The sequence below is a fragment of the Metabacillus sp. Hm71 genome (assembly GCF_051842955.2).
Taxonomy (GTDB): Bacteria; Bacillota; Bacilli; order Bacillales; family Bacillaceae; genus Metabacillus.
In genome coordinates, this window is record NZ_CM200278.1 from 5158900 (window position 1) to 5179195 (window position 20296).

General features: G+C 37.1%; 25 protein-coding genes and 2 pseudogenes. 8 read left to right on the forward strand and 19 right to left on the reverse strand.

Annotation, left to right across the window (positions count from 1 at the left end):
- Positions 1-152 precede the first annotated feature (152 nt).
- Both ACSVDH_RS25375 and ACSVDH_RS25380 read right to left on the reverse strand, forming a co-directional pair.
- On the reverse strand, positions 153-1292 hold the full coding sequence (locus tag ACSVDH_RS25375; RefSeq protein ID WP_439252668.1) for a M20 family metallopeptidase: 1140 nt from the start codon (positions 1290-1292) through the stop codon (positions 153-155).
- 331 nt (positions 1293-1623) lie between these two features.
- Positions 1624-3300, reverse strand: a complete 1677-nt coding sequence (locus tag ACSVDH_RS25380) for a mechanosensitive ion channel (protein ID WP_439252667.1) — start codon at positions 3298-3300, stop codon at positions 1624-1626.
- A gap of 278 nt (positions 3301-3578) precedes the next feature.
- Between ACSVDH_RS25380 and ACSVDH_RS25385 the strand changes: the two genes are divergently transcribed.
- Entirely contained in the window at positions 3579-4004 is a 426-nt protein-coding gene (locus tag ACSVDH_RS25385; protein ID WP_439252666.1) for a CBS domain-containing protein, read from the forward strand.
- 39 nt (positions 4005-4043) lie between these two features.
- On the forward strand, positions 4044-4343 hold the full coding sequence (locus ACSVDH_RS25390) for an MTH1187 family thiamine-binding protein (protein ID WP_299093294.1): 300 nt from the start codon (positions 4044-4046) through the stop codon (positions 4341-4343).
- A 269-nt stretch (positions 4344-4612) separates the two neighbouring features.
- Here ACSVDH_RS25390 and ACSVDH_RS25395 read toward each other — a convergent pair whose 3' ends face one another.
- The 6 genes from ACSVDH_RS25395 to ACSVDH_RS25420 form a co-directional block, all read right to left on the reverse strand.
- Complete coding sequence (locus ACSVDH_RS25395; RefSeq protein WP_439252790.1) at positions 4613-4876, reverse strand: YnfA family protein; 264 nt, start codon at positions 4874-4876, stop codon at positions 4613-4615.
- A gap of 75 nt (positions 4877-4951) precedes the next feature.
- A complete protein-coding gene (gene arsC / locus ACSVDH_RS25400) occupies positions 4952-5371 on the reverse strand; it encodes an arsenate reductase (thioredoxin) (protein WP_439252664.1) in 420 nt (139 codons plus the stop codon).
- A gap of 24 nt (positions 5372-5395) precedes the next feature.
- Entirely contained in the window at positions 5396-6694 is a 1299-nt protein-coding gene (locus ACSVDH_RS25405) for an arsenic transporter (protein WP_439252663.1), read from the reverse strand.
- Positions 6695-6711: 17 nt separating this feature from the next.
- Positions 6712-7056, reverse strand: a complete 345-nt coding sequence (locus tag ACSVDH_RS25410) for an ArsR/SmtB family transcription factor (protein WP_439252662.1) — start codon at positions 7054-7056, stop codon at positions 6712-6714.
- A 263-nt stretch (positions 7057-7319) separates the two neighbouring features.
- A complete protein-coding gene (locus ACSVDH_RS25415) occupies positions 7320-8105 on the reverse strand; it encodes an SDR family oxidoreductase (RefSeq protein WP_439252661.1) in 786 nt (261 codons plus the stop codon).
- 149 nt (positions 8106-8254) lie between these two features.
- Positions 8255-8992 carry an SDR family NAD(P)-dependent oxidoreductase gene (locus ACSVDH_RS25420; protein ID WP_439252659.1) on the reverse strand — a complete coding sequence of 246 codons (738 nt, stop codon included), beginning with the start codon at positions 8990-8992 and terminating at the stop codon, positions 8255-8257.
- Positions 8993-9184: 192 nt separating this feature from the next.
- Here ACSVDH_RS25420 and ACSVDH_RS25425 point away from each other — a divergent pair, with 192 nt between their 5' ends.
- On the forward strand, positions 9185-9793 hold the full coding sequence (locus ACSVDH_RS25425; protein WP_299093284.1) for a TetR/AcrR family transcriptional regulator: 609 nt from the start codon (positions 9185-9187) through the stop codon (positions 9791-9793).
- A 186-nt stretch (positions 9794-9979) separates the two neighbouring features.
- Here ACSVDH_RS25425 and ACSVDH_RS25430 read toward each other — a convergent pair whose 3' ends face one another.
- On the reverse strand, positions 9980-10225 hold the full coding sequence (locus tag ACSVDH_RS25430; protein WP_299093283.1) for a hypothetical protein: 246 nt from the start codon (positions 10223-10225) through the stop codon (positions 9980-9982).
- A gap of 283 nt (positions 10226-10508) precedes the next feature.
- Between ACSVDH_RS25430 and ACSVDH_RS25435 the strand changes: the two genes are divergently transcribed.
- The 4 genes from ACSVDH_RS25435 to ACSVDH_RS25450 all read left to right on the forward strand — a co-directional run bounded on the left by ACSVDH_RS25435 (position 10509) and on the right by ACSVDH_RS25450 (position 12418).
- A complete protein-coding gene (locus ACSVDH_RS25435; RefSeq protein WP_439252658.1) occupies positions 10509-10982 on the forward strand; it encodes a YjfA family protein in 474 nt (157 codons plus the stop codon).
- Between the two features lie 81 nt (positions 10983-11063).
- Positions 11064-11507 carry a DUF2690 domain-containing protein gene (locus ACSVDH_RS25440; protein WP_439252789.1) on the forward strand — a complete coding sequence of 148 codons (444 nt, stop codon included), beginning with the start codon at positions 11064-11066 and terminating at the stop codon, positions 11505-11507.
- Positions 11508-11693: 186 nt separating this feature from the next.
- Complete coding sequence (locus ACSVDH_RS25445; protein ID WP_439252656.1) at positions 11694-12200, forward strand: hypothetical protein; 507 nt, start codon at positions 11694-11696, stop codon at positions 12198-12200.
- Positions 12201-12256: 56 nt separating this feature from the next.
- Positions 12257-12418, forward strand: a complete 162-nt coding sequence (locus ACSVDH_RS25450; protein ID WP_439252655.1) for a hypothetical protein — start codon at positions 12257-12259, stop codon at positions 12416-12418.
- A 235-nt stretch (positions 12419-12653) separates the two neighbouring features.
- Here ACSVDH_RS25450 and ACSVDH_RS25455 read toward each other — a convergent pair whose 3' ends face one another.
- The 9 genes and pseudogenes from ACSVDH_RS25455 to ACSVDH_RS25495 form a co-directional block, all read right to left on the reverse strand.
- Positions 12654-13214: a class I SAM-dependent methyltransferase gene (locus tag ACSVDH_RS25455; RefSeq protein WP_439252654.1), complete on the reverse strand. Its 561-nt coding sequence runs from the start codon at positions 13212-13214 to the stop codon at positions 12654-12656.
- Between the two features lie 77 nt (positions 13215-13291).
- Entirely contained in the window at positions 13292-13624 is a 333-nt protein-coding gene (locus ACSVDH_RS25460) for a hypothetical protein (protein WP_439252652.1), read from the reverse strand.
- 127 nt (positions 13625-13751) lie between these two features.
- Positions 13752-13958: a zinc ribbon domain-containing protein gene (locus ACSVDH_RS25465; protein ID WP_439252651.1), complete on the reverse strand. Its 207-nt coding sequence runs from the start codon at positions 13956-13958 to the stop codon at positions 13752-13754.
- Positions 13959-14060: 102 nt separating this feature from the next.
- Entirely contained in the window at positions 14061-14825 is a 765-nt protein-coding gene (locus ACSVDH_RS25470) for a methyltransferase domain-containing protein (RefSeq protein WP_439252649.1), read from the reverse strand.
- A gap of 156 nt (positions 14826-14981) precedes the next feature.
- Positions 14982-15422: pseudogene (locus ACSVDH_RS25475) on the reverse strand (NUDIX hydrolase).
- 71 nt (positions 15423-15493) lie between these two features.
- Positions 15494-15916, reverse strand: a complete 423-nt coding sequence (fosM, locus tag ACSVDH_RS25480; protein WP_439252648.1) for a FosM family fosfomycin resistance protein — start codon at positions 15914-15916, stop codon at positions 15494-15496.
- 92 nt (positions 15917-16008) lie between these two features.
- On the reverse strand, positions 16009-16833 hold the full coding sequence (locus tag ACSVDH_RS25485) for a DUF4037 domain-containing protein (protein WP_439252647.1): 825 nt from the start codon (positions 16831-16833) through the stop codon (positions 16009-16011).
- 23 nt (positions 16834-16856) lie between these two features.
- Positions 16857-17888, reverse strand: a complete 1032-nt coding sequence (locus ACSVDH_RS25490; protein WP_439252645.1) for a S66 family peptidase — start codon at positions 17886-17888, stop codon at positions 16857-16859.
- Positions 17889-17921: 33 nt separating this feature from the next.
- Positions 17922-18545, reverse strand: a complete 624-nt coding sequence (locus tag ACSVDH_RS25495) for an NUDIX hydrolase (protein ID WP_439252643.1) — start codon at positions 18543-18545, stop codon at positions 17922-17924.
- Positions 18546-18862: 317 nt separating this feature from the next.
- Here ACSVDH_RS25495 and ACSVDH_RS25500 point away from each other — a divergent pair, with 317 nt between their 5' ends.
- Positions 18863-19351, forward strand: a complete 489-nt coding sequence (locus ACSVDH_RS25500; protein WP_439252641.1) for a site-2 protease family protein — start codon at positions 18863-18865, stop codon at positions 19349-19351.
- Between the two features lie 44 nt (positions 19352-19395).
- On the opposite strand, the pseudogene ACSVDH_RS25505 reads toward ACSVDH_RS25500, so the two are convergent.
- Positions 19396-20295 (reverse strand): annotated as a pseudogene (locus ACSVDH_RS25505) (IS3 family transposase); the annotation flags it as partial.
- Position 20296: the final 1 nt, after the last annotated feature.

Here is a 20296-nt window from a genome sequence, read left to right on the forward strand (position 1 = left end):
TGTTTGGTATTATCTTTTTTATTCACTGAATGGACAAACCTTAAACCTAAATTTTTAAACGCTATATTTTTTTCATGAAAGTATTGGTTTTAAAATAATGACAAAGGGGAAGATTATCCTCCCTTATGAATCAGCCCATTTAAGCAAAAATACTACTTACTTAATTTTTCTATTGTTTTTGCAAGTAATGCTGTAAATTGAGGGAATGTCTTTAAATCGGTATACTCGTCTTTTTCATCATGTGAAAACTCACCCATCGGACCTATTCCATCAACCGTCGGTATTCCTTCAATTGCCGTAAAAGAGGCGTCAGATCCTCCTCCTGAACTTACCTCTCGTATCGACATATCAAGCTCAGCAGCAGCTTCCTGTATGACGTTAATGAGCTGCTCCGTCTCGTTTGTTTTCTGCATAGGCGGTCGATTAATATCACCCTTTAGCTTGGTACTGGTTCCTGATACATGCTCCTCTTGAGAAATTTCAGTCATCTTCCTGACGATCTCGGCAGCCTGATGTTCCTCCTTAAAACGCACATCAATTTTAGCTTTTGCAGCCGATGGGACGGTATTTGTCGAGGTCCCGCCTTGTACCAATCCTACATTTACAGATATCCCTTCATCATAATCATTTAACTCCTGGAGCTTGAGAATTTTATGAGATATTTCCTCAATCGCACTTCTTCCCCGCTTCGGCTCTACACCTGCATGTGCACTCTTCCCCTTCACATCAAGTGTAAAGAGGCCAACACCTTTTCGCTCTGTCACAATCCCTCCATCTGGGCGGGAGCATTCAACGACTAACGAATACTGTTTATTTTCAGCTGCCTGTTTAATGAGAGGCTTTGAGGTAGGTGAACCGATTTCTTCGTCACTGTTAAAGATAATATGCACATTTTTGTAAGCGTCAGATCCGGCTGCTTTTAACGCCTTTAGCGCATATAAAACCTGAACATGACTCGCTTTTTCATCATTCACACCAGGACCGAAGGCTTTATCTCCAATCACCTTGAACGGGCGTTTTGCCGCTTCTCCCTTTGGAAAAACTGTATCCATATGGGCAATAATCAAAATTTTCGGGTCGCTGTCACTTGTGGCTTTCACCTCCAAATGGTTACCAAGCTTTCGCTCAGGATGTACTTTTACAGTCATTCCGATCTCTTCAAATTTCTCTTCTAAAATTTCCCCTACTTCATCGACACCCTCTTTATTGTAAGTTCCGCTATCTGTATTCACGAGCAGCTCCAAAAGCTCAATCATCTCTTCTTTTTTATTTTCCAAATACATTTCGATCATATTCCTCTCCTCATTTTTACTAGTTTATAGGTTCTATTACCCGCCACATTTGGAAAAATAAACATTCAGGGGATCTCCCTAAATAAGAAATGCGCAAGCGCCTTGGTCATCGCCGTACAAACTGGAGGAGCATCGACTGAGATAAAGGAAACACGGTGAGCGAAGCGAGCCGATGTTGACTTATCGTAGGGAGATGATCTGAAGTTTGATAGGCGATAGGCGCTGGAGCTAGACACCGAAACTTAGTACAGAATTTTATACTTTCCTATCACGCAAAAAAGGAATACTAGACTGCATATTGCGGTCCAGTATTCCTTTTTCTCGATAAAACCTATTTATTTCGTCTTGGATTGTTACGAGAATTCATTGGGTTGTTTAGATCCTTCATGTTTCGATCTTGAAATAAATTTGTGTCACTCGTCGTAATATTCGATTGTTGCGAATTCTTCCATTCTGAAATATCAGGGCTTTGAATCGTCGTTTGCTCCACTTTATTACCCAATTTGTCCAGTGTACGACCAGCCGCTTCTCTTCCACCTAACCCGAAGGCCAATCCAAATGCAAGTGTGAATCCTCCCAAGATTAAGATAAACGCAGCATTCACAATCGTACTAGCTACACCTAATTGATTAAGTGCCATAAAGAAAGCTAATGTAATAATCGTATATTTAGCGATATTGCCAAGCAGCTTCCCTTCTGTTTTTTGTTTTACCATGCTCTTAACTACACGTTTGACAAGGTCACCCAAATAAAATCCAATCCCAAGAATGAGAACAGCAGTTAACACCATTGGGATATAAGCTAAGACAACCGTTAAGATTGAAACTAAACGATCAAGATTGACAAGTTGTAATGCTTCGATGGTAAATAGCAGTACCACGACAATCTGTGCCGCCAGACCGACTAACTCTGAAATGGTTAATGTTTGTGTACTTTTTTGCAGAGACCCTAATCCGATTTTCGAAAGAATGCTGTTAAACCCAACACGTTCCAACAATGAAGTGATGGCAGTTTTCACCCATTTTCCGACCCATGTACCAACGGCAACAAGAAGTATAGCTATAATAATGTTCGGAATCATATCCATAATTTGACTAAGCATTCCTACTGCTGGCGCTGAAATACCATCAATGTCTAATGTTTCAAGTGCCGAGATGATAACCGGGATTAAAATAAAGACATACACAATCGTCCCTATTAGTTGGGAAAGTGATGTTTTATCAAGTGCTTTCTCAACACCTAATTTCTCTGCTAAGCGATCTATGCCAATACTTTGCAAGAAATTCACGAGAATTTCCTTTACGATCTTCGCTACTAACCACCCAATAAATAGAATGACCGCAGCACCAATAACATTTGGGATAAACGTAAAGAAGCTATTCAACATGCCTTCAAGAGGCTCTGAAATTGCGTCAATTCCCAGCGCTGCAAGAACAGCCGGCAAGAATAGAAGCAATGTTAAATAAAAGACTGCTTTAGAAGCAGAGACTACCGCATGATTTGCCTGATTACGGTCACCTGTCAGCTTCCAGCGAGATAAAAAGCCTAGAAAACGGCTATTCCCCCCTGCCTTTTTAACTAAGAGCGCTAATCCTGACGCGATCAACCAAGCCACAACGGCAATCAATGCCGCTTTTAATAGATTTGGTATCGCAGCAGCAATGACGCCTAGTGCTTGTGAAATCGGCTGCGCAACATATGGCAAGCTTAACATGTTTAAAAACATCACAAATGCTACAGCCATAATGATCCAAAAAACAATCTTACTAATAATAACTTCAGATGAATACTTAACCGACTGGGAAGTACCTCTGTCTCCATCAGAATCTGGTTTCATCCATCTTGCCATTTTGTTATCTAAGTCGGTACGATGCAAGGCTGCTTTTACCGCCTTTGCAATAAGTGCTGCTACAATCCAGCCTATTAATAGAACGAAAAGCGCAAGCACTAAATCTGGTAATCTACTGAAATAAGCCATCCAGGAATCTGTTACTTCGTTATAATCCATTATTTTCTTCCTCCTTTAAAACTGCGATTAAGTGTTCTGTTCGTTTCACAGTCTCCTTTCCCTATGAATCTGCTTGCTAAACAACAAATTTTCTTTTGTTTGAAAGGATAAAAAGGAATTGAAAAAATTGGATTATTGGCGAAGGGCTATAGTTTTTTACACTATCCTCCATAAAATCTAATACTTTCTGGTGATAGTATAAAAGAATGTGTTTACAAAAAAAGAGGACGGGTATGCAAGAAAATGAGGACGAATAATTTATGAAGGAGGAATGAAATATGAATATTACCGAAGTTATGACAACCGATGTTGAAAGCTGTACACTTAAAAGCTCTTGCAACGAAGTAGCGATGAAAATGAAGGAGCTAGAGGTAGGCTCAATGCCAATTTGTGAGAATGAAAGATTAGTAGGGATCGTAACCGATCGCGATATGGTGATAAAAGGAATCGCAAACAATCTATCAGGAGAAACGTCCATTTCGAAACTAATGACCGAAGATGTCATAAAAGGAACGCCAGATATGTCCGTGGAGCAAGCGGCAGAGATCATGTCACAATATCAAATTCGCCGTCTTCCTATTGTCGAGGGTGACAAATTAGTCGGAATGGTCTCGCTTGGTGATTTAGCCGTCCATAACAAATCAACGGAAAAAGCCGGAAAAGCCCTTGAGGATATTTCCGTTCCAGCCGAACCGAATCATTAATCTTTTGAATGGCCCAAAACAATACGAGGAGTGACAAAAATGCCATTATTGGAAATAAGCATCATTCCCATAGGAACTGATTCTACCAGCTTTAGTTCAGAGGTCACCAATGTTGTCCGAAAAATTGAGGAAAAAGGATTAACATATAAGTTGACCCCTACTGCAACCGTCATCGAAGGTGAAATCGAACAACTATGGGATATTGCCAAAGACATGCACCAAGAAGCATTATCAGCAGGCCCTGACCGAATTGTCACCAATATTAGCATCGACCATCGTACAGATAAACAAATGGATATGAAGCATCAGGTGGATACGGTTGAGAAGGAATTGGAATAGATTGATAGACAAAGTGAGCACCCTCCTACATGACAAAGTATGAGGGTGCTGGCTTTGAACTTTCCTTATACGTAGAATGAAAAGACAAAATGATTCAAGTCGACGAAAAATTGTCCCTCATAAATCGCCCTGAAATCATCCGAATAGTTTTCCGAAACCGTTACATTTTTCATGACCTTTCCCATGTAAGCTTATTATATGTATTTGATCTATTGGCGCGGCGCCAATAACATCACTGAGACCCCGACTAAGCATATACCCGCACCTAGTCAATCATAAAAATCAGGTGTTTTTTTATCAATGCCCCATCCCCATAAGATAGACAGAACGATAAATACACCACCATAGGCAGCGTACACTCTGCCGAATGATGGAAAAGCTTGAAAGGTGGCAATCACACCATATAAAGCAAGTGTGAGCCCGCCAAAAATCCCCCAATATAATGGCTTTCCCTCTCTTAGCCATAACCAAATCAAATAACCCCCGCCTATTTCAGCAAGTCTTGCAAGGATAAAAAGCATTGTTGCGTAAATGATAGCAATCACTCCTTTTCCTTAAAAAAGGTAAAATGAAGGCCATGTAAATTTCTACGGCTTTTCTCTCCCCTATTATTCTCCAGTTTTGGCGAAGCGTTCAATTCTCTCGCCAATTTCATCACGAACGCGCTGAAAAAACGCCCATTTTTCTTCCTCTGTGCCCTCAGCTTTTGCCGGATCATCAAAGCCCCAGTGCACACGTTTAATATGTGGAGGTGTTACCGGGCAATTGTCTGCTGCATGACCGCAAAGGGTCACAACTAAATCCGCGTTGTTTAAGATTTCAGGATCAATCACATCAGAAGTTTGATTTGAAATATCAATTTCCGCTTCCTTCATTGCCTTCACTGCATTTGGGTTTAATCCATGTGCTTCAAGCCCAGCACTTTTTACTTCCCATTCGTCACCTAAATGCTTTTTTGCCCAGCCTTCTGCCATTTGGCTTCTGCAGGAATTTCCAGTACATAAGAAGTATATTGTTTTTTTTGACATGTTTATTGCTCCTTTTAAAGTAGATTAGTGAATGATAAGTAACCAAATATAAAGACCAACAAGCGTAATAAACAATGTTGGGATCGTTAAGATTATTCCTGTTTTAAAATAGGTGCCCCAAGAGATTTTTACATCTTTTAACGATAAGACATGGAGCCATAGTAGTGTCGCCAACGATCCGATCGGTGTGATTTTTGGACCTAAATCCGAACCGATTACATTTGCATAAATGAGCGCCTCTCTGATTACACCGGTCGTATTCGTATCAGAAATAGCCAATGCATTTATCATCACGGTTGGCATATTATTCATGATCGAAGATAGTACAGCTGCGATAAAGCCCATACCAACGGTTGCAGCAAATAATCCCTGATCAGCTGTTGCCTGAATTAAATCAGCCAACACATTTGTTAAGCCAACATTACGTAAGCTATAAACCACGACATACATACCAATTGAAAAAAAGACAATCGCCCATGGTGCACCTTTGACAACGGTTTTTGTGTTAACCGCAGAACTTCTTTTTGCCATAAATAAAAAGAATATAGCCACAATACCAGCGATGATGGAAACAGGGATTCCTAGAAATTCAGATGTAAAATAGCCAACTAGTAATATCCCCAAAACCACCCAAGATAAGTTGAACATCTTTTCATCACGAATCGCTTCAACCGGTTTTTTTACTTGAGAAAGGTCATAGTTTCTCGGAATGCTTTTACGGAAAAAAAGAAACAAGAACAAGATACTTGCAGCTAAAGAGAAAAAGTTAGGTATCATCATACGAGATGCAAACTCGACAAACCCAATTCCAAAAAAGTCAGCGGATACGATATTCACTAAGTTACTAACTACTAACGGCAGTGAAGTGGTATCTGCGATAAACCCGCTCGCGATAATAAATGGAAAGACCATTTTCTCGCTAAACTGTAAATTTCTAACCATCGCAAGAACGATAGGTGTAAGAATTAATGCAGCTCCGTCATTTGCGAAAAATGCAGCGACAATCGCTCCAAGAATACTGACATTTACGAACATCTTTATGCCATTTCCTTGTGCAGCTCTTGCCATATGTAAAGCCGCCCATTCAAAAAAGCCGATCTCATCTAAAATAAGTGAAATAATGATAATGGCAATAAACGCTAATGTTGCATTCCAAACAATGGATGTTACATCCAAAACATCTTTTAAATCAACTACACCTACGATGAGTGCTAAAACGGCACCGCCACATGCAGACCATCCGATCGATAATCCTTTTGGCTGCCAAATAACCAGCGTAAGTGTGAGTAAAAAGATCACTGATGCCAAAATAATTGATGTCATTTTGTTAAATCCTCCATCTAGTCACACGAAATTCGTAAACCCTGTGCTTCTAATTCTTTAATCCGGTCATTCTGATCAGGCAAGTGCTCAAGGATGTTTTGAACAAGCGGATAGTATTCACTGCTTTTATTTAAAGAATAAAAAATCCACTGCCCCCTTCTTGATTCCTTGACAACTCCCGCATCTTTTAACTTACGAAGGTGCTGACTAATAGCAGGCTGGCTAGCCTTAAAAATCTCTACAAACTCACAAACACAACAATCATTAGAATCCAGCATTTTCACCATTGCCAGTCTTGTTTTATCACCTAATAGCTTCAAAATGACTGCAGCTTTATCAATTTCAATGAATGATTCTGCCATTGAAACACCTCCATTTTTCATTCGCATATTACTATATAATAATTTAATTATATATTCAATAAAAAAAGTGAAAGTGAGTGATAGATACGTAGAGTACGTGAAAAAATCTTAGATCGTACTGATTAAGAAGGGGCACTGATATTTTGAAAGATGCTGACCATTGGTTTAAGACACTGACACTGATATAAATCATCAAAATAGATCTATTGTTACAAATCTGGGCATAAAGAAAGCACGAGGCAGTCCCCATGCTTTCACATTTCTTAATATTTATAAGATTGTCCGCCATCGATTGGAATAACGGCAGCGTTGATGAAGTCAGCCTGGTCGGATAGCAGGAATGCCACTAAATATCCTACTTCTTCTGGTTTACCAAAACGTTTCATTGGGTTTGGCTCCACAAATTGTTTACCCACTTCTTCCCAGTTGTCTGGATCAATTTGTTTTAGCGATCCTTCAACCATTGGTGTCATGATGGCGCCAGGTGCAATGGCTTTGATACTGATTCCGTATTGACCATATTCAACTCCAGAGTTTCTTGTTAATCCAACCACACCGTGTTTGCTTGCTGCATAACCGGATTGGTTTCCTACTCCGCGAATACCGCCAACAGAGGCTGTGTTGACAATAGAACCAAAACCTTGTTCTCTCATGACTTTTAATACATGCTTCATTCCGTAAAACACACCATTCAAGTTAACATTGACTACTTTATGGAATTCCTCAATGCCGAAATCCTCTGTTAGGTTTTGTTTCCCTTCGATCCCTGCGTTATTGAAGAAGCTATCGATTTTTCCGAATTTCTCAACTGTTTCATTTACATAGTTTTCAACTGCTTTTTCATCTGCCACATTTGCCGTGATCAACAATACCTCTGCGTTTGGTGCAACCTCTAACACTTTGCTTTTTGTTTCTTCTAATGAAGCAGCATTTAAATCAACGAGTGTTAGCTTTGCTCCTTCTTTTGCTATTTGTAAAGCAGATGCTTGGCCTAAGCCAGATCCTGCACCTGTAATTAAGACCACTTTTCCATCAAAACGATTGCTCATTTAAGTTTCCTCCTTTTTTACCAACTTAAGGGAATACCCTATCATTAATAGAGATATCCCTCAGATTATTCCCAATTAAAATATCTCGCATTAAAGATATCTTTTAGTAAGTATCCCCAGTCATTAATAGATCCATCCCGATGATTTTTTTATTGTGCCGTATATCCGCCATCAACTGTTAATGTGCTGCCAGTCATGAATGAAGAATCATCAGAAGCTAAGAATAATACAGCTTTTGCCATTTCCTCAGCTTGACCAAGGCGTTTTAAAGGTGTGGATGCAGCTAAAACTTGCTTGCTTTCTTCTGGAATAATAGGTGTATCAATAAAACCAGGGCATAACGCATTAACTCGAATATTTTTTTCTGCGTATTCAAGTGCAAGTGAACGAGTTAAGTTAACAACACCGCCTTTTGCTGCATTATAGGCTGCTGAACCAGGTGATCCAACCAAACCGTACATAGATGCTGTATTCACAATCGCACCGCCACCTGTTTTTAACATTTCACGGATCGATTCACGTGCTACTAAGAAAACACCATCTAAATCAACATTTACGGTGTTTCGCCATTCTGAATACTCTAAATCATGTGAAGGGTGAACGCGGCCGATTCCCGCATTGTTGAAGACAACACCTACCTTGCCGAATGTTTCAACCGTTTGTTTAAAGATATTTGCGACTTCTTCTTCACTCGTAATATTTGCTTTTATAAAAAGAGCTTCAGCATTAAGCGCTTTCAACTCTGATTCAAAGGCTTTTCCTTTTTCCTCATTTAAATCAACAAGAACCACCTTGGCTCCTTCTGATACAAATAAACGTGCGGTTGCTGCTCCAATACCAGATGCTCCACCAGTAATAACAGCTACTTTGTCTTGTAATTTACCCATCATACATCCTCCTAGTGTTAAAATTTTCTCCTCATACTGGAGAAAAGTACTAGACAGATCTACTATCAGTACTATATTGCTTACAATTTAATTGTACTCCTTTGTTCACATTTCACAATCATTAAGATATCATTAAGTGTCTACTAGTTAGACACTTATGATGAATCTGTCTATTTTGAGGGAGGTTTTTTCATGAATAACGAACAAATTACAACATCAGGGCGACAAAATCGTACAGAAGTACATTTAAAACAAGCATTAATAGAGCTTATAAAAGAGAAGGGCTACCATTCCGTTACGGTAAAAAACATTGTCGATTATGCCGCTTATAACCGCAGTACCTTTTATATTCATTACACGGATAAAATTGAATTAGCTGAAGATTTACTTGCTTCCATGTTTCAAGGTTTAGAAGCTTCAGTAGGCAAACCATATGTATCTGGTCACAAGGTTTATACCTCCAAGCTTAAAACATCATCTTTTAATATCGTTTCCTATATTTATAAAAACCGGGATTTTTTTGAGTTGATCAACTATGATGACACGTTACCAGGATTACATACACGGTTTCCGCAAACGATCTTAAAAATCTATAAGGAACAATTTATCTTCGAAACAATTAACAATATCCCAGTGAATATGGACTATTTCAAACGTTATACAGCCTATGGCTTTTACGGCCTCCTTCATAATTGGATCCAAAATGGTTTTATAGAAACTCAAGAAGAATTTATCCGTGAAGTTATTGAACTTACGAAAACACATATTTACTCATTTGAGTATATTGGGAATCAGGAATAAGGCCACGAACCAACTCAATATCGTGACTAAAAGAATACACGACAGGAGCTATGATTCTAAAGGTTATGATCATTTAAAGGTGTGGTGTTTACGGTACATAATACGACGAAACACCCTCTTTATTACATGAGGGTGTTCGTTATTAGCACAACCTATTAAAAGTATGGAACGTTATAGCTGATAAAATCATCTCTTCGAGTGATGATTCCCTTCATTTCCTCTTTTGAAATTACCTGTTATCTTCGCCATTATTATTTGTATTGCCTTTTCATCTTCAGCTATGCTGATTTTCCTTAAAAACCTCTCTGCCTCTTTCCCTTTTAGAATTTTTACTTGTTTCCCATGATAATCTAAAAATACTGTATTATTTTTATTGATTCGATAACTAAAAGGAGTTTCGTCTAAACGATTTCGCTTATCAATATTGTCCATTAAATTCTCTTTCCTGGCCAACCGTCATTTTCCCAACTGCTTGCGGTCCAAATATCAAGACAAATTTTATATATCCTCCTTTATAATCATTATCTTTTACTATCTAATTCCCTTTGTTAGCAGTAATTCCTTCTTTAAGTAAAATTTCCAGTAATTGTTACAAATTGGAGGTATATCGGATTAGAAACTGTAAAGTAAATTTGGGTTAAAATCCCCTTACCAGTAAATTCCATAAGGGGTAAGATAACGTGGTATTTGAAATTTTTGGAATGAGGTGAGTTTAATGAGAGCATTGAAGAGAATTTTGTCGTGTATTTCCATAACTTTTCTAGCATTTTTTGTCCTCTTCGGTACATCCAGTTTCTTTACCAGCAAGGCCTCTGCAGAAACCCACACCTACGATGGGAAGAGTCCTTATTATAACAGCTGTGCTGCGAGTGGAGTTACAAAAAAGAGTGTGACCATTTACAGAGACGGTGCTTCAGCAAAATTAGAGTTGAAATTTAGTACAGTATGCAAAACGGCTTGGGCAAAAATCACGCTAAGTCGACCTGCAAAAACGGATGGAGAGGCAACTGCCTTAGTTGTTCGAAACACTGACAATAAGCAATATAGCTGTGCTTCTCCTGGAGGAAATGGTGAAATTAATAAAGGTCAAACTTCATGTTACACACCAATGGTATATGATCTGGATCCTCGTAAAGCAAAGGCAGTCGGTTACTGGCCATATACAGCAGGGGAAACGGACTGGTATTAAAAAACACATACGTTAATTTGCTAATTTGTAAAGAAAGGAATGAACCGTTTGAAAAAAAAGCTTAAACTGATTGCTCAATCAATGATGCTGATCTTATCGACATTGATCGTTTCTGTTGGATTTGGGAATCATCAAGCAGCTGCAGAAACTCATTCATATGATGGCAAAAGTCCTTACTACAATAGTTGTGCAAGCTCAGCTGTAACAAAGGATAAAAAATGGATTGATTCCATTTCATATGTAGAATTAAAATTCAGCACGAAGTGTAAAACGGCCTGGGCAAAAGTCACTGTTACCCGACCTGCTATATATAACCTTGAAGCTGATGCTAGAATCGTACGGAGCACAGACGGCAAAGCCTATACGTGTAATAGCTCTGGAGGAAACGGAGTAGTTAACAAAGGGCAGACTTCATGCTATACAGCAATGGTATATGATTTAGACCCGCGCAAAGCACAAGCTCAGGGTATACACGCGATCCCTAATAGTGACGCCTATAATAAAGCAGTAACGATCTGGTACTAGTCTAAGTAACAGTAATATTAATGCATGTTTCAACTTAACCCCCGTTCTATTGTAGGACGGGGGTTCATCCAATCCAAAACTTCCTGCCACTATTTCAAATAATCCCTGTTATCTTTTTTATTTTCCACAGTATATATCGATTACCAATAACAAAAGATAATACAAAATAATAAGGAGCAAAAATACATGCAGGGTTTTATAGAAAATTTAGACTTAGGTGCCAAGGGACTGTGGTTTCCTGTTTCAGTAAGCATTTTATTAGCTGTTATCGTCCTTTTTATTCCTAAAAAGAACATTTCTTGGCGGGAAATCTATATTACATTCGGGGTTGTAGGGTTTGTTACTTGGTTTTGTGATGGTCTTGTTGCCAGGGAATTCGATCTCTTGGATCTGGGACACCCTAATAAAGCTGGACTTGGAGATACTCTTTGTTATACCTTTGTACCATCATCACTTGCCATATTATATTTAAATTACTTAACAAAAAATAACAAATGGAAATTAACAATCATATTCACTGTCATATCGCTTCTCATAGATATTGGAATGGTCAATGTTGGGTATATGAACTATAAAGGCTGGAATTGGTTAATGTCAATTATTGTTTTTCTTATCGTTTTCGGCTTTTTATTACCAATACATATTAGGCTCATTAGAAATGAAAATAACTTTGGGAAGTTACAATCCACCTAGTTTATAAAAGATCTCCTAGATAAAAAACCATACTAACCATTGAAAGGAGGGATAAAATGACGAACGAATCTAGGAATGGATCTAATGTAAGTCCTTCAAACCGGCAAAGGTTTAAGGAAGAAATAAGTATGGAAAACCTGGCAAAAGAAGCACTAGCTAAAACAATTCGAGAAGGTGGAGCCTTTGCAAGAGAAAAATCTGATCAAATCAAACAATAAAACTGATAATTAAACGTTAATGTTAAGAGAAATTACTTATGTTTAAAATCATTATTGGTGCCTATCTTAAGATGTCAACCACTCAAATTGCAAGGAACAGGCACCAATATGATTTAGGGAGTTGCAGGATAAAATGGTCATCTTCAATTGGTTCTTTATTTCATCTAACAATTTTGCTATGTAAAAATATCCATCATTTATTAGTGGCTCATTTTTAATAGATTGGAAATAAAAATTATGGTTTTATTGCATCTAATATTAGTGAAGGAAAAACTAGTTTATCTCCTTGATTTCGAGGATCAAACTTTTTCGAACGAAAAATAACCCCCTCTTCACCATTCCATTCATTGATGTGAAAATGACTTGTTTCATCAAAGTATTCAAGTAGATTTACTGTAAACCCAGCAGTTTCAAACATGTTTGCTAGACTTTTATAAGTATGGACTATTTTATGACTGGCAGCAGGATGATCTAATGGACCAGGTCCTCCTACTTTAACGATGTTTTGGTAATCCTTATCTGGAAAGTATCCATCTGGAACCGCACAACGAATATAGCCCCCAGGTTTTAAAAACTGATAACAAAGTTTTGCCGCTTCAATCCCCTCTTCAAAGGAAAGGTGCTCCCAGACGTGTTCAGCGAGTATAGCTGTTAGAGAATCTTTATCAAACCGAACCTTCCAAGTCGTTATATCTATTAAATTAAGTTCATTTTCCTGAGTATGGATCCAACCTGGGTTATTATTGTACTCGCCTGCACCGATCACAACTTTAATGTCTGTTTTCTTTAGTATCACGTCCTTACCTCCCTAAGTTCCTTTTCTGAAGCATTTTGTATTTCGGAATTACATATATAAAAGCAAACATGCTTGTATTAAAATTTTCCCTGTAACTTCATATTTTTGTTATTGAAAAAGGACACAAACCACCAAACAATTAAAAACAAGTAACCGATCACCACATAAATTGACCAAACAGCACCTTGCAGGAATTGAGCAAATATATATTCAAATTCATTCTGCCCTTCTCCTCTTCCAATACAACCTAACAAAGAAATGACCGGAACTGTCATCAAAAAAACGATGCCGGTAATAGACATTCGGATATTTCTTTTTCGAATTAGGCTATATATGACTGTTCCAAATGTGATCAGCAAAAATGAATAATAGATTAGCCAAAACCAAGCTGGTAATGTCTCGGTACTCACATTTCTCACCTATTCTTTTGAAAGTTTGATTCTTCTATAGTAGAACCAAATTTGTAAAACATATAAAAAAAAAATAGTTTCCACAGCAAACTAAAACATGTTGACTGAATTAACAGCCAAACAACCTTTAACCTCCAAAAAATAAATCTAACAGATTGCTAGTTCTTGATGACTTTTTATTATAAAGTTCGGAGTATCCGCAATTTGTACAATAGACAACAACAAAATGATTATGTTGAATATCCATGAATTTTGATAACCCAGTACCTGAGGTTGCGATTTCTTTCGTTTTAGCCCCTTTATGGCCACACTTGATACATCCCTTTGCATTCATATTTATCACCCTTTTACCTTTTATAAAAGATAATACGAAATCTTCGTAAAAAAAGTTTCATTTGATAAGCTTCCTATGAGCGATTTTTGAAAAGGGATGAATTTAAGTTTCTTTATGATTAACAGCAACAATGACAAATCGATGCTCATAGTTTAAAATATAACCATTCTTTGTTATTTCATGATAGGCATTCAACAGCTGATTAAAGTGACCTTCTACATTAAACCCTGGAAACTCCCACTCAATCACTTTGACATAATAAATAAGAGCTTCCATTTTAAAAAACTTTTGGTATGGAAAATATTCATCAGCAAACACGGTCTTAAATTTATGCTCGTTTAAAACTTCTTTCACAGTTTTCATAGTAAAGGTTTCATAGTTTGGAAGAAAGTTCGGAATAAGCATATTGGATAATCGTTTTCCATTTTTCCCGCCAACCTGCTGAGTAATGAACACACCGTTAGGTTTTAGAACTCTTTTTACCTCTTCAACACGAAAGGATTCATGTCTATTTATAACAAGATCAAAATGATCGTCTGGAAAATCAATGATGTCATCGTCGCCTATCGGGGCTAGCTTTATCCCTAAAGGAACCAATTTGCTCTTTAATAGATTTATATTAGGTTCCCAGCCTTCTGTTACCGATGTTTTTTCATAAGGATGATGTAAAGATAGAAGGAATTCTCCTCCCCCTGTGCCCATATCAAGTAATTCTATATCTGAAGACAAATACTTCTTTACAATTTCTGTATAATCCCAGGGAAGTGTTTCATTTTCCCAGCTATCCTTTATATAAGAAAAATCCCAACCCTCAAATGGTACTTTTTCATATTCAAGCCATTCTTTTTTTAACTCATTTATGTTCATACTAACTATGCCTCCACTGTTTTTTCTTTGTGGACGATACAGTTAACTGACAGACACTAGGTTAAACTCGATACAAGCTCCATCAGATTTACTAACTGTATCGAGTAGTTAATTCGTTTCATGTTAATAGATTGTCCCCTTTGGAATAATTTGTTTTCAGGAATTCTGAATAACTCTTTTTCTAAGTAAATATGGCACTGTTGTTTTACTGTATATCATTCCTTTTGATTCGCTTGTTATATGTATGTATTTTTCAGCTTTTTGAGAATCCATCCAAATGATTTCTTCAATTTCTTCTGGCATTGAAATGTTCATTTCCCCACCGATTATTTTCCCGCTAAAAGTAAAGAAAATGGTGTGATGTCCTTTTTCTTAGAAAAATGCCTCGCCGACAGAGAAAACACCATGAATTTCTACATCCAAGCCCGTTTCTTCCTTTACTTCTCGAATGGCAGCTTCTTCTAATGTTTCTCCTTGCTCAACTGCTCCACCAGGAAGTGTATAATAAGATGATTTTTCTCCCTTATTTTTAACCATCAATACATTTTCTCCCGACTCATCAAAGAGCAGTACATATGTAACATCTACTCGTTTCATAATTTAAAATCCCTCCTTTTTTTATAACTGTTATTAATTAATCGTTATCATTTTAAAACTATAAGGAATAATTAATCGTAAAAATCCATATGTGTTTTTTCCCGTCTGTAATAATCCAGTCTGTCATGCAGCGTACCTGTATGAAATTCAAACTTATGGCCATCAAGATCGGTAAAGTAAATGGATTTTTTATCTCTTTCATCTCTTGGGCGGCCTGAGAGGATCTTTACCTTTAACTTCTTTAGTTTGTTGTAGAGATGATCAAATTCTGCTTCATCTATTGAAAAAGCGATATGTGTGTATGATTGCATGATTTCATTACGGGGAATATCCTTTTCTTCATTAAGCGCAAGCCAGATCCCATTTAAATCGAAATAAGCAGTGCTTCTTCCCTTTACTAACAATCTTGCATCAAACACATTTTTATAAAATTCGATTGAATCCTCTAAATTGGACACGGAAAATAATAGATGGTTAAGACCTTTTATTGACACTATATCACCCCAAAACAAAGTATAAAATGCTTTCTTACCGAAGCCTTTAAAAGATTGTTCTCTTCGCAATAAAATTTTTGCCTTGTTTTTAATCATTTTGCAAATCTTATATGCTTCTTTTGTTCATTAATGTTCAAATCTGGTAGATGGGTTTCAACATGAACAAGTACTTCTTCTATTAAACTTTCCATGTCCTTCACACTGTTTTCTGGAGATCCTATCAGGATATTGCTCATACGTTCATATAGCTTTTCAGGCTTAATCCTCATTTGTTCAATATTGTGATGCATCCATTTAAATGAAGGATGATGCACATACATTTTGTTTAAACCGAACAAAACACCAAACAACTTTTTTTGCACATCGCAAAACACTTCATAGAGCATAAGCCAATCTTTTCGATTCAATAAGGCCTCTCGGTTATTCCAACGATTTTCCAGCCAAAGATTTTCCGAAATCATCTGCTTAGAAAGTGCTAAAGGATACACTGCGATTTTCTTTTTTAGTTCCTTTATTTGTTCTTCCCCAAAAAGAATGACACCATCATCTATCGAAGCAACCACACATTGCTTATCATAGTTCGTTTCATACCTGTCCACTACATCATTTATAAAACGTTCAACGGTTGAGGATAAAAAGTTGCTTATTTCTGCTTTTATCCCATCTTTCGTTAGAAAAGACTCAGACCATTCTTCCTCCTCATAAGGATGATAAGCCAAAATCGAGCCTCCAATCTTATGAATAGGAAGTTGACGATCCTGATCTTCCGGTGGTGTTTTCCACAGAATATGAATTTCAATATCTGAATGCTCATCATGCAAGTTTTTTGATACCGATCCAGCAAGTAAAATGGCTTCAATTTTACTATTTTGTTTATATACTGCTGCTAATTCGATTGCTTTCTGTTTCAAATCCATCTGCTTTCTCCTCTGCCTTACGACTATTCCACGCCACTTTCTAAAATGGCAAACGTCTTCTTCTCACAATTAATTTCCGCCATTGCGCCATATGGCAAAATGCATTTCGGTTCAGTATGGCCAAAATTCAAGTTATACAAGATTGGCAATTCCTCCAACTGATATTCCTTCATCACCGATTTGATGGCTTCTTTATATTCATCGTAATATTTCTCGTCTTGTGGTTTACCAAACACAATACCGTTCGCTTTTTGCAAAATTCCTTGTGCCGCATAATTTCGCAGCCAATACTTAATAAGATTTGGTTCCGGCTTTTCCTCAGATGTTTCAAAGAAAAGAATGCTATCCTCCCAATATGACTGATCCGGCCAGATGTCGGTTCCTTTCGCAAACTCAAGTACCTCAATACAGCCACCAATCAAACGTCCCTGTACGACTCCGGAGCCTTGAATCACCTCGTAACCTGTGTTCTTATTCATTTTACGTCTTCGGTGCTTATTGGCTATATCCCATTCCAAGTACTCACTAGTCCATTCCTTAGCTGGTTGAATATCGCCAATAACTTCATTTGAAAAAAATGTTCGCTTTACCATTTCAATCGTATATGGATCCATTTCCACATTCTCTGCAAAATCAACTAATATAGCTGGACCGTAAAAGGAGGAAATCCCTGCTTTATGGCAAAATAAATGTGAAATCGTCACATCTGAATAACCTACAAATATTTTTGGATTCGCACGGATCACTTCAAAATCAATATAAGGAAGTAAGCGGATGCTGTCTTCTCCACCGATATTCGCAAAGATACCCTTAATTTTCTTATCTTTAAATGCCGTCATCAAGTCTTCCGAACGCGCTTGAGGATGGTGATAAAGATAGTCTCCACCTTTTAAGCTATTCGGCATTGGGATCACATTAAGGCCAAATACTGCTTCTAATCTCTTTACACCTTGCTCATAACGCCATCTTATTTCAGGATCACCCGCTCCTCCCCATGACGGACTGACTGTCGCGACTAGATCTCCAGGCTGCAAGCCCTTTGGTTTAATCAACATTTTGGCACCACCTGCTATCGATTTTTTATGACTCTATTCAATCCGTTCTATTATTTTTAAGATAATAGATTTATAGTATGAAGGTTGATGTGGAACAAATTTATCCCTTCCCACATTTTCTTCAATCAAGATTTTATCCCCGGCTTTATTTTGTTTAAATCCCTTTACCTTAATTGTTTCTTTTTCACCTAGCCAAAGTTTGGCAAAATCGTTAAATGTAGCTTTCACAATACCTGAAACCTCTTCAGCTTGAAGTGTAAAGTCATCAAATGTATGATCACTTATATATAAAAAAGCGTTTGCTAATTCTTTATCGATGAAATTTTCTTTTATGACACAATAATGAATGATGCCTAATGGTACTAATTCGTCATAAAGAACATCAATTCCTATTTCCTCTTTTATTTCTCTTATTCCATCCTTAACCGTTTCATCAGCCAACAAATGTCCAGCAGCCGTAATATCCAATAAATTAGGATAATCTTTTTTAGTCTCGCTGCGATGCTGCAAATAAATATAATCGGTCCCTTCTTCTTTACTAATGAACCAGCAATGAAACGCTTCATGCCAATATCCTATTCTATGTACATCCTTACGGGAAGCAACACCGATTTGATTTCTGTCATCGTCAAAAATTTTTAATTGTTCCAATTCCATTTATCTATCCCCAAAATGATTCCAATAATAATATCCATTTTTGATCTCCGTGTGCTCTTATATTCTTAAAAAGATAATAACATTAAACCAAAAAATGTAAATGGGAATATTGTTAATAAAACGAAATCATACAAATGGTAAAAGGCGTGTTCATCATTAAGCAAAGCACACGTATACAAAATATAAATAATCTCTTTCTCTAACTATCTTGGAATCTGAAAATATCATAATAACAAAAAGCTTTTCTATTAAAAGGTTTTGTTTTTATTAATTTTGGGAAGGTGATTTAAAAGCATTATTGAAAAAGGGGGATTACCTTGTTCGGCTTTGAAGACATGTGGACATTCTTTCTTTCACTTTTCTTAGTATTTCCACTTGTGACCATCATCCATCAAATCGGCCATTTATTTTTTGCAAAGCTGTTCGGCTGTCATGTAGATATCCATATCGGCACAGGAAATATGCTGTGCAAAATAGGCCCTTTTTATATCCGTAAGCTTTACTTTTTTGATGGTTGGTGTAAATATAAAGCATTACATCAAAAGAAGAATGGAAAAGCGAAAAGGATTTTTGTTTATCTAGGCGGTTCTATCTTTAACATCGCAGCCATTATCCTTGTTAACGGCTTAATTCTTCAGGAAATTCTTCATCCTAATATTGTGCTGTATCAATTTGTTTATTTTTCTGTTTACTATGTGTTTTTCTCTCTATTCCCTACTGATCTCTCAAATGGTTGCCCAAGTGATGGCAAGGCCGTAATCAACATCGTTTTTAATAAGCAGTTTGAAAAAGACCCGATAAATTAACCCTGATCTGTACCCTTAAAAATAGACAGTTTATAAAAAGACCTTTATGCACTCAATAGATGGCCTCGGTATTGTTCCGGGGTCATCTTCTTTAATCCCCATTGATATCGGTACGAATTATAGTAAACCATATAATCTTCAATTACCCCTCTTAGCTGTGTGAGTGTTTGACATGAAGAGGCATCAATTTCATCTTTTAAATGGCCAAAGAATGATTCCATTGGTGCGTTATCCCAACAGTTTCCTTTACGAGACATTGATTGAATAAATCCAAGTTTCTTAACCTTCTGTCGATATTCTGGATTTGTATAGTGAAATCCTTGATCAGAATGGAGAATAGCTTCTGGGTGAACGTTTCCGTCCAAAGCAGCAATTAAGTTATCAAGTGTTCGATAAACAAGTCTCATTTCCAATGTTGTCGAGAGATAATAGGCCAAAATTTCGCGTGTAGAACCGTCTTTAACACATGACAAATAAACAGGTGTTCCATTTTCTAAATAAAGATAAGTGATGTCGGTAAGTAACACTTTACCAAGCTCACTATGTACAAAGTTTCGATTCAGGATATTAGCACAAGTGCGGTGTTCTTGTGTTGCCTGAGCCATTCGTTTGTAAGGGTTTGACCTTCTAATTTTGGACCTTAGGTTAAACTTATTCATAATACGATAGATTTTCTTGAGATTCATCACAGTGAAATAGTCATTTTCTAGAACCATTCTTATATCTCGTCCACCTGATTTACCATTCTTTTCATCGTAGATTTGTTTTATAAGTTTAAAATCCTGTTCATCCTTACGTTCTCTTTCGATACGCTTAGGTTCAGCCTTAAGCCAGACATAATAACTTTTGCGTTTTACTGCAGCTAATTCACACAGATAGGAAACCATCCTAACTAGACCATGTTTACGAATAGTGGCCTCAATTAGTTGGAACTTTTCTGATAAT

What these genes read in the sequence shown, in the direction of transcription:
- ACSVDH_RS25375 (WP_439252668.1), bottom strand. Translation starts at nt 1,292, where the DNA reads ATGATCGAAATGTATTTGGAAAATAAAAAAGAAGAGATGATTGAGCTT.
- ACSVDH_RS25380 (WP_439252667.1), bottom strand. Translation starts at nt 3,300, where the DNA reads ATGGATTATAACGAAGTAACAGATTCCTGGATGGCTTATTTCAGTAGA.
- ACSVDH_RS25385 (WP_439252666.1), top strand. Translation starts at nt 3,579, where the DNA reads ATGAATATTACCGAAGTTATGACAACCGATGTTGAAAGCTGTACACTT.
- ACSVDH_RS25390 (WP_299093294.1), top strand. Translation starts at nt 4,044, where the DNA reads ATGCCATTATTGGAAATAAGCATCATTCCCATAGGAACTGATTCTACC.
- arsC (WP_439252664.1), bottom strand. Translation starts at nt 5,371, where the DNA reads ATGTCAAAAAAAACAATATACTTCTTATGTACTGGAAATTCCTGCAGA.
- ACSVDH_RS25405 (WP_439252663.1), bottom strand. Translation starts at nt 6,694, where the DNA reads ATGACATCAATTATTTTGGCATCAGTGATCTTTTTACTCACACTTACG.
- ACSVDH_RS25410 (WP_439252662.1), bottom strand. Translation starts at nt 7,056, where the DNA reads ATGGCAGAATCATTCATTGAAATTGATAAAGCTGCAGTCATTTTGAAG.
- ACSVDH_RS25415 (WP_439252661.1), bottom strand. Translation starts at nt 8,105, where the DNA reads ATGAGCAATCGTTTTGATGGAAAAGTGGTCTTAATTACAGGTGCAGGA.
- ACSVDH_RS25420 (WP_439252659.1), bottom strand. Translation starts at nt 8,992, where the DNA reads ATGGGTAAATTACAAGACAAAGTAGCTGTTATTACTGGTGGAGCATCT.
- ACSVDH_RS25425 (WP_299093284.1), top strand. Translation starts at nt 9,185, where the DNA reads ATGAATAACGAACAAATTACAACATCAGGGCGACAAAATCGTACAGAA.
- ACSVDH_RS25430 (WP_299093283.1), bottom strand. Translation starts at nt 10,225, where the DNA reads ATGGACAATATTGATAAGCGAAATCGTTTAGACGAAACTCCTTTTAGT.
- ACSVDH_RS25435 (WP_439252658.1), top strand. Translation starts at nt 10,509, where the DNA reads ATGAGAGCATTGAAGAGAATTTTGTCGTGTATTTCCATAACTTTTCTA.
- ACSVDH_RS25440 (WP_439252789.1), top strand. Translation starts at nt 11,064, where the DNA reads ATGATGCTGATCTTATCGACATTGATCGTTTCTGTTGGATTTGGGAAT.
- ACSVDH_RS25445 (WP_439252656.1), top strand. Translation starts at nt 11,694, where the DNA reads ATGCAGGGTTTTATAGAAAATTTAGACTTAGGTGCCAAGGGACTGTGG.
- ACSVDH_RS25450 (WP_439252655.1), top strand. Translation starts at nt 12,257, where the DNA reads ATGACGAACGAATCTAGGAATGGATCTAATGTAAGTCCTTCAAACCGG.
- ACSVDH_RS25465 (WP_439252651.1), bottom strand. Translation starts at nt 13,958, where the DNA reads ATGAATGCAAAGGGATGTATCAAGTGTGGCCATAAAGGGGCTAAAACG.
- ACSVDH_RS25470 (WP_439252649.1), bottom strand. Translation starts at nt 14,825, where the DNA reads ATGAACATAAATGAGTTAAAAAAAGAATGGCTTGAATATGAAAAAGTA.
- ACSVDH_RS25485 (WP_439252647.1), bottom strand. Translation starts at nt 16,833, where the DNA reads ATGGATTTGAAACAGAAAGCAATCGAATTAGCAGCAGTATATAAACAA.
- ACSVDH_RS25490 (WP_439252645.1), bottom strand. Translation starts at nt 17,888, where the DNA reads ATGTTGATTAAACCAAAGGGCTTGCAGCCTGGAGATCTAGTCGCGACA.
- ACSVDH_RS25495 (WP_439252643.1), bottom strand. Translation starts at nt 18,545, where the DNA reads ATGGAATTGGAACAATTAAAAATTTTTGACGATGACAGAAATCAAATC.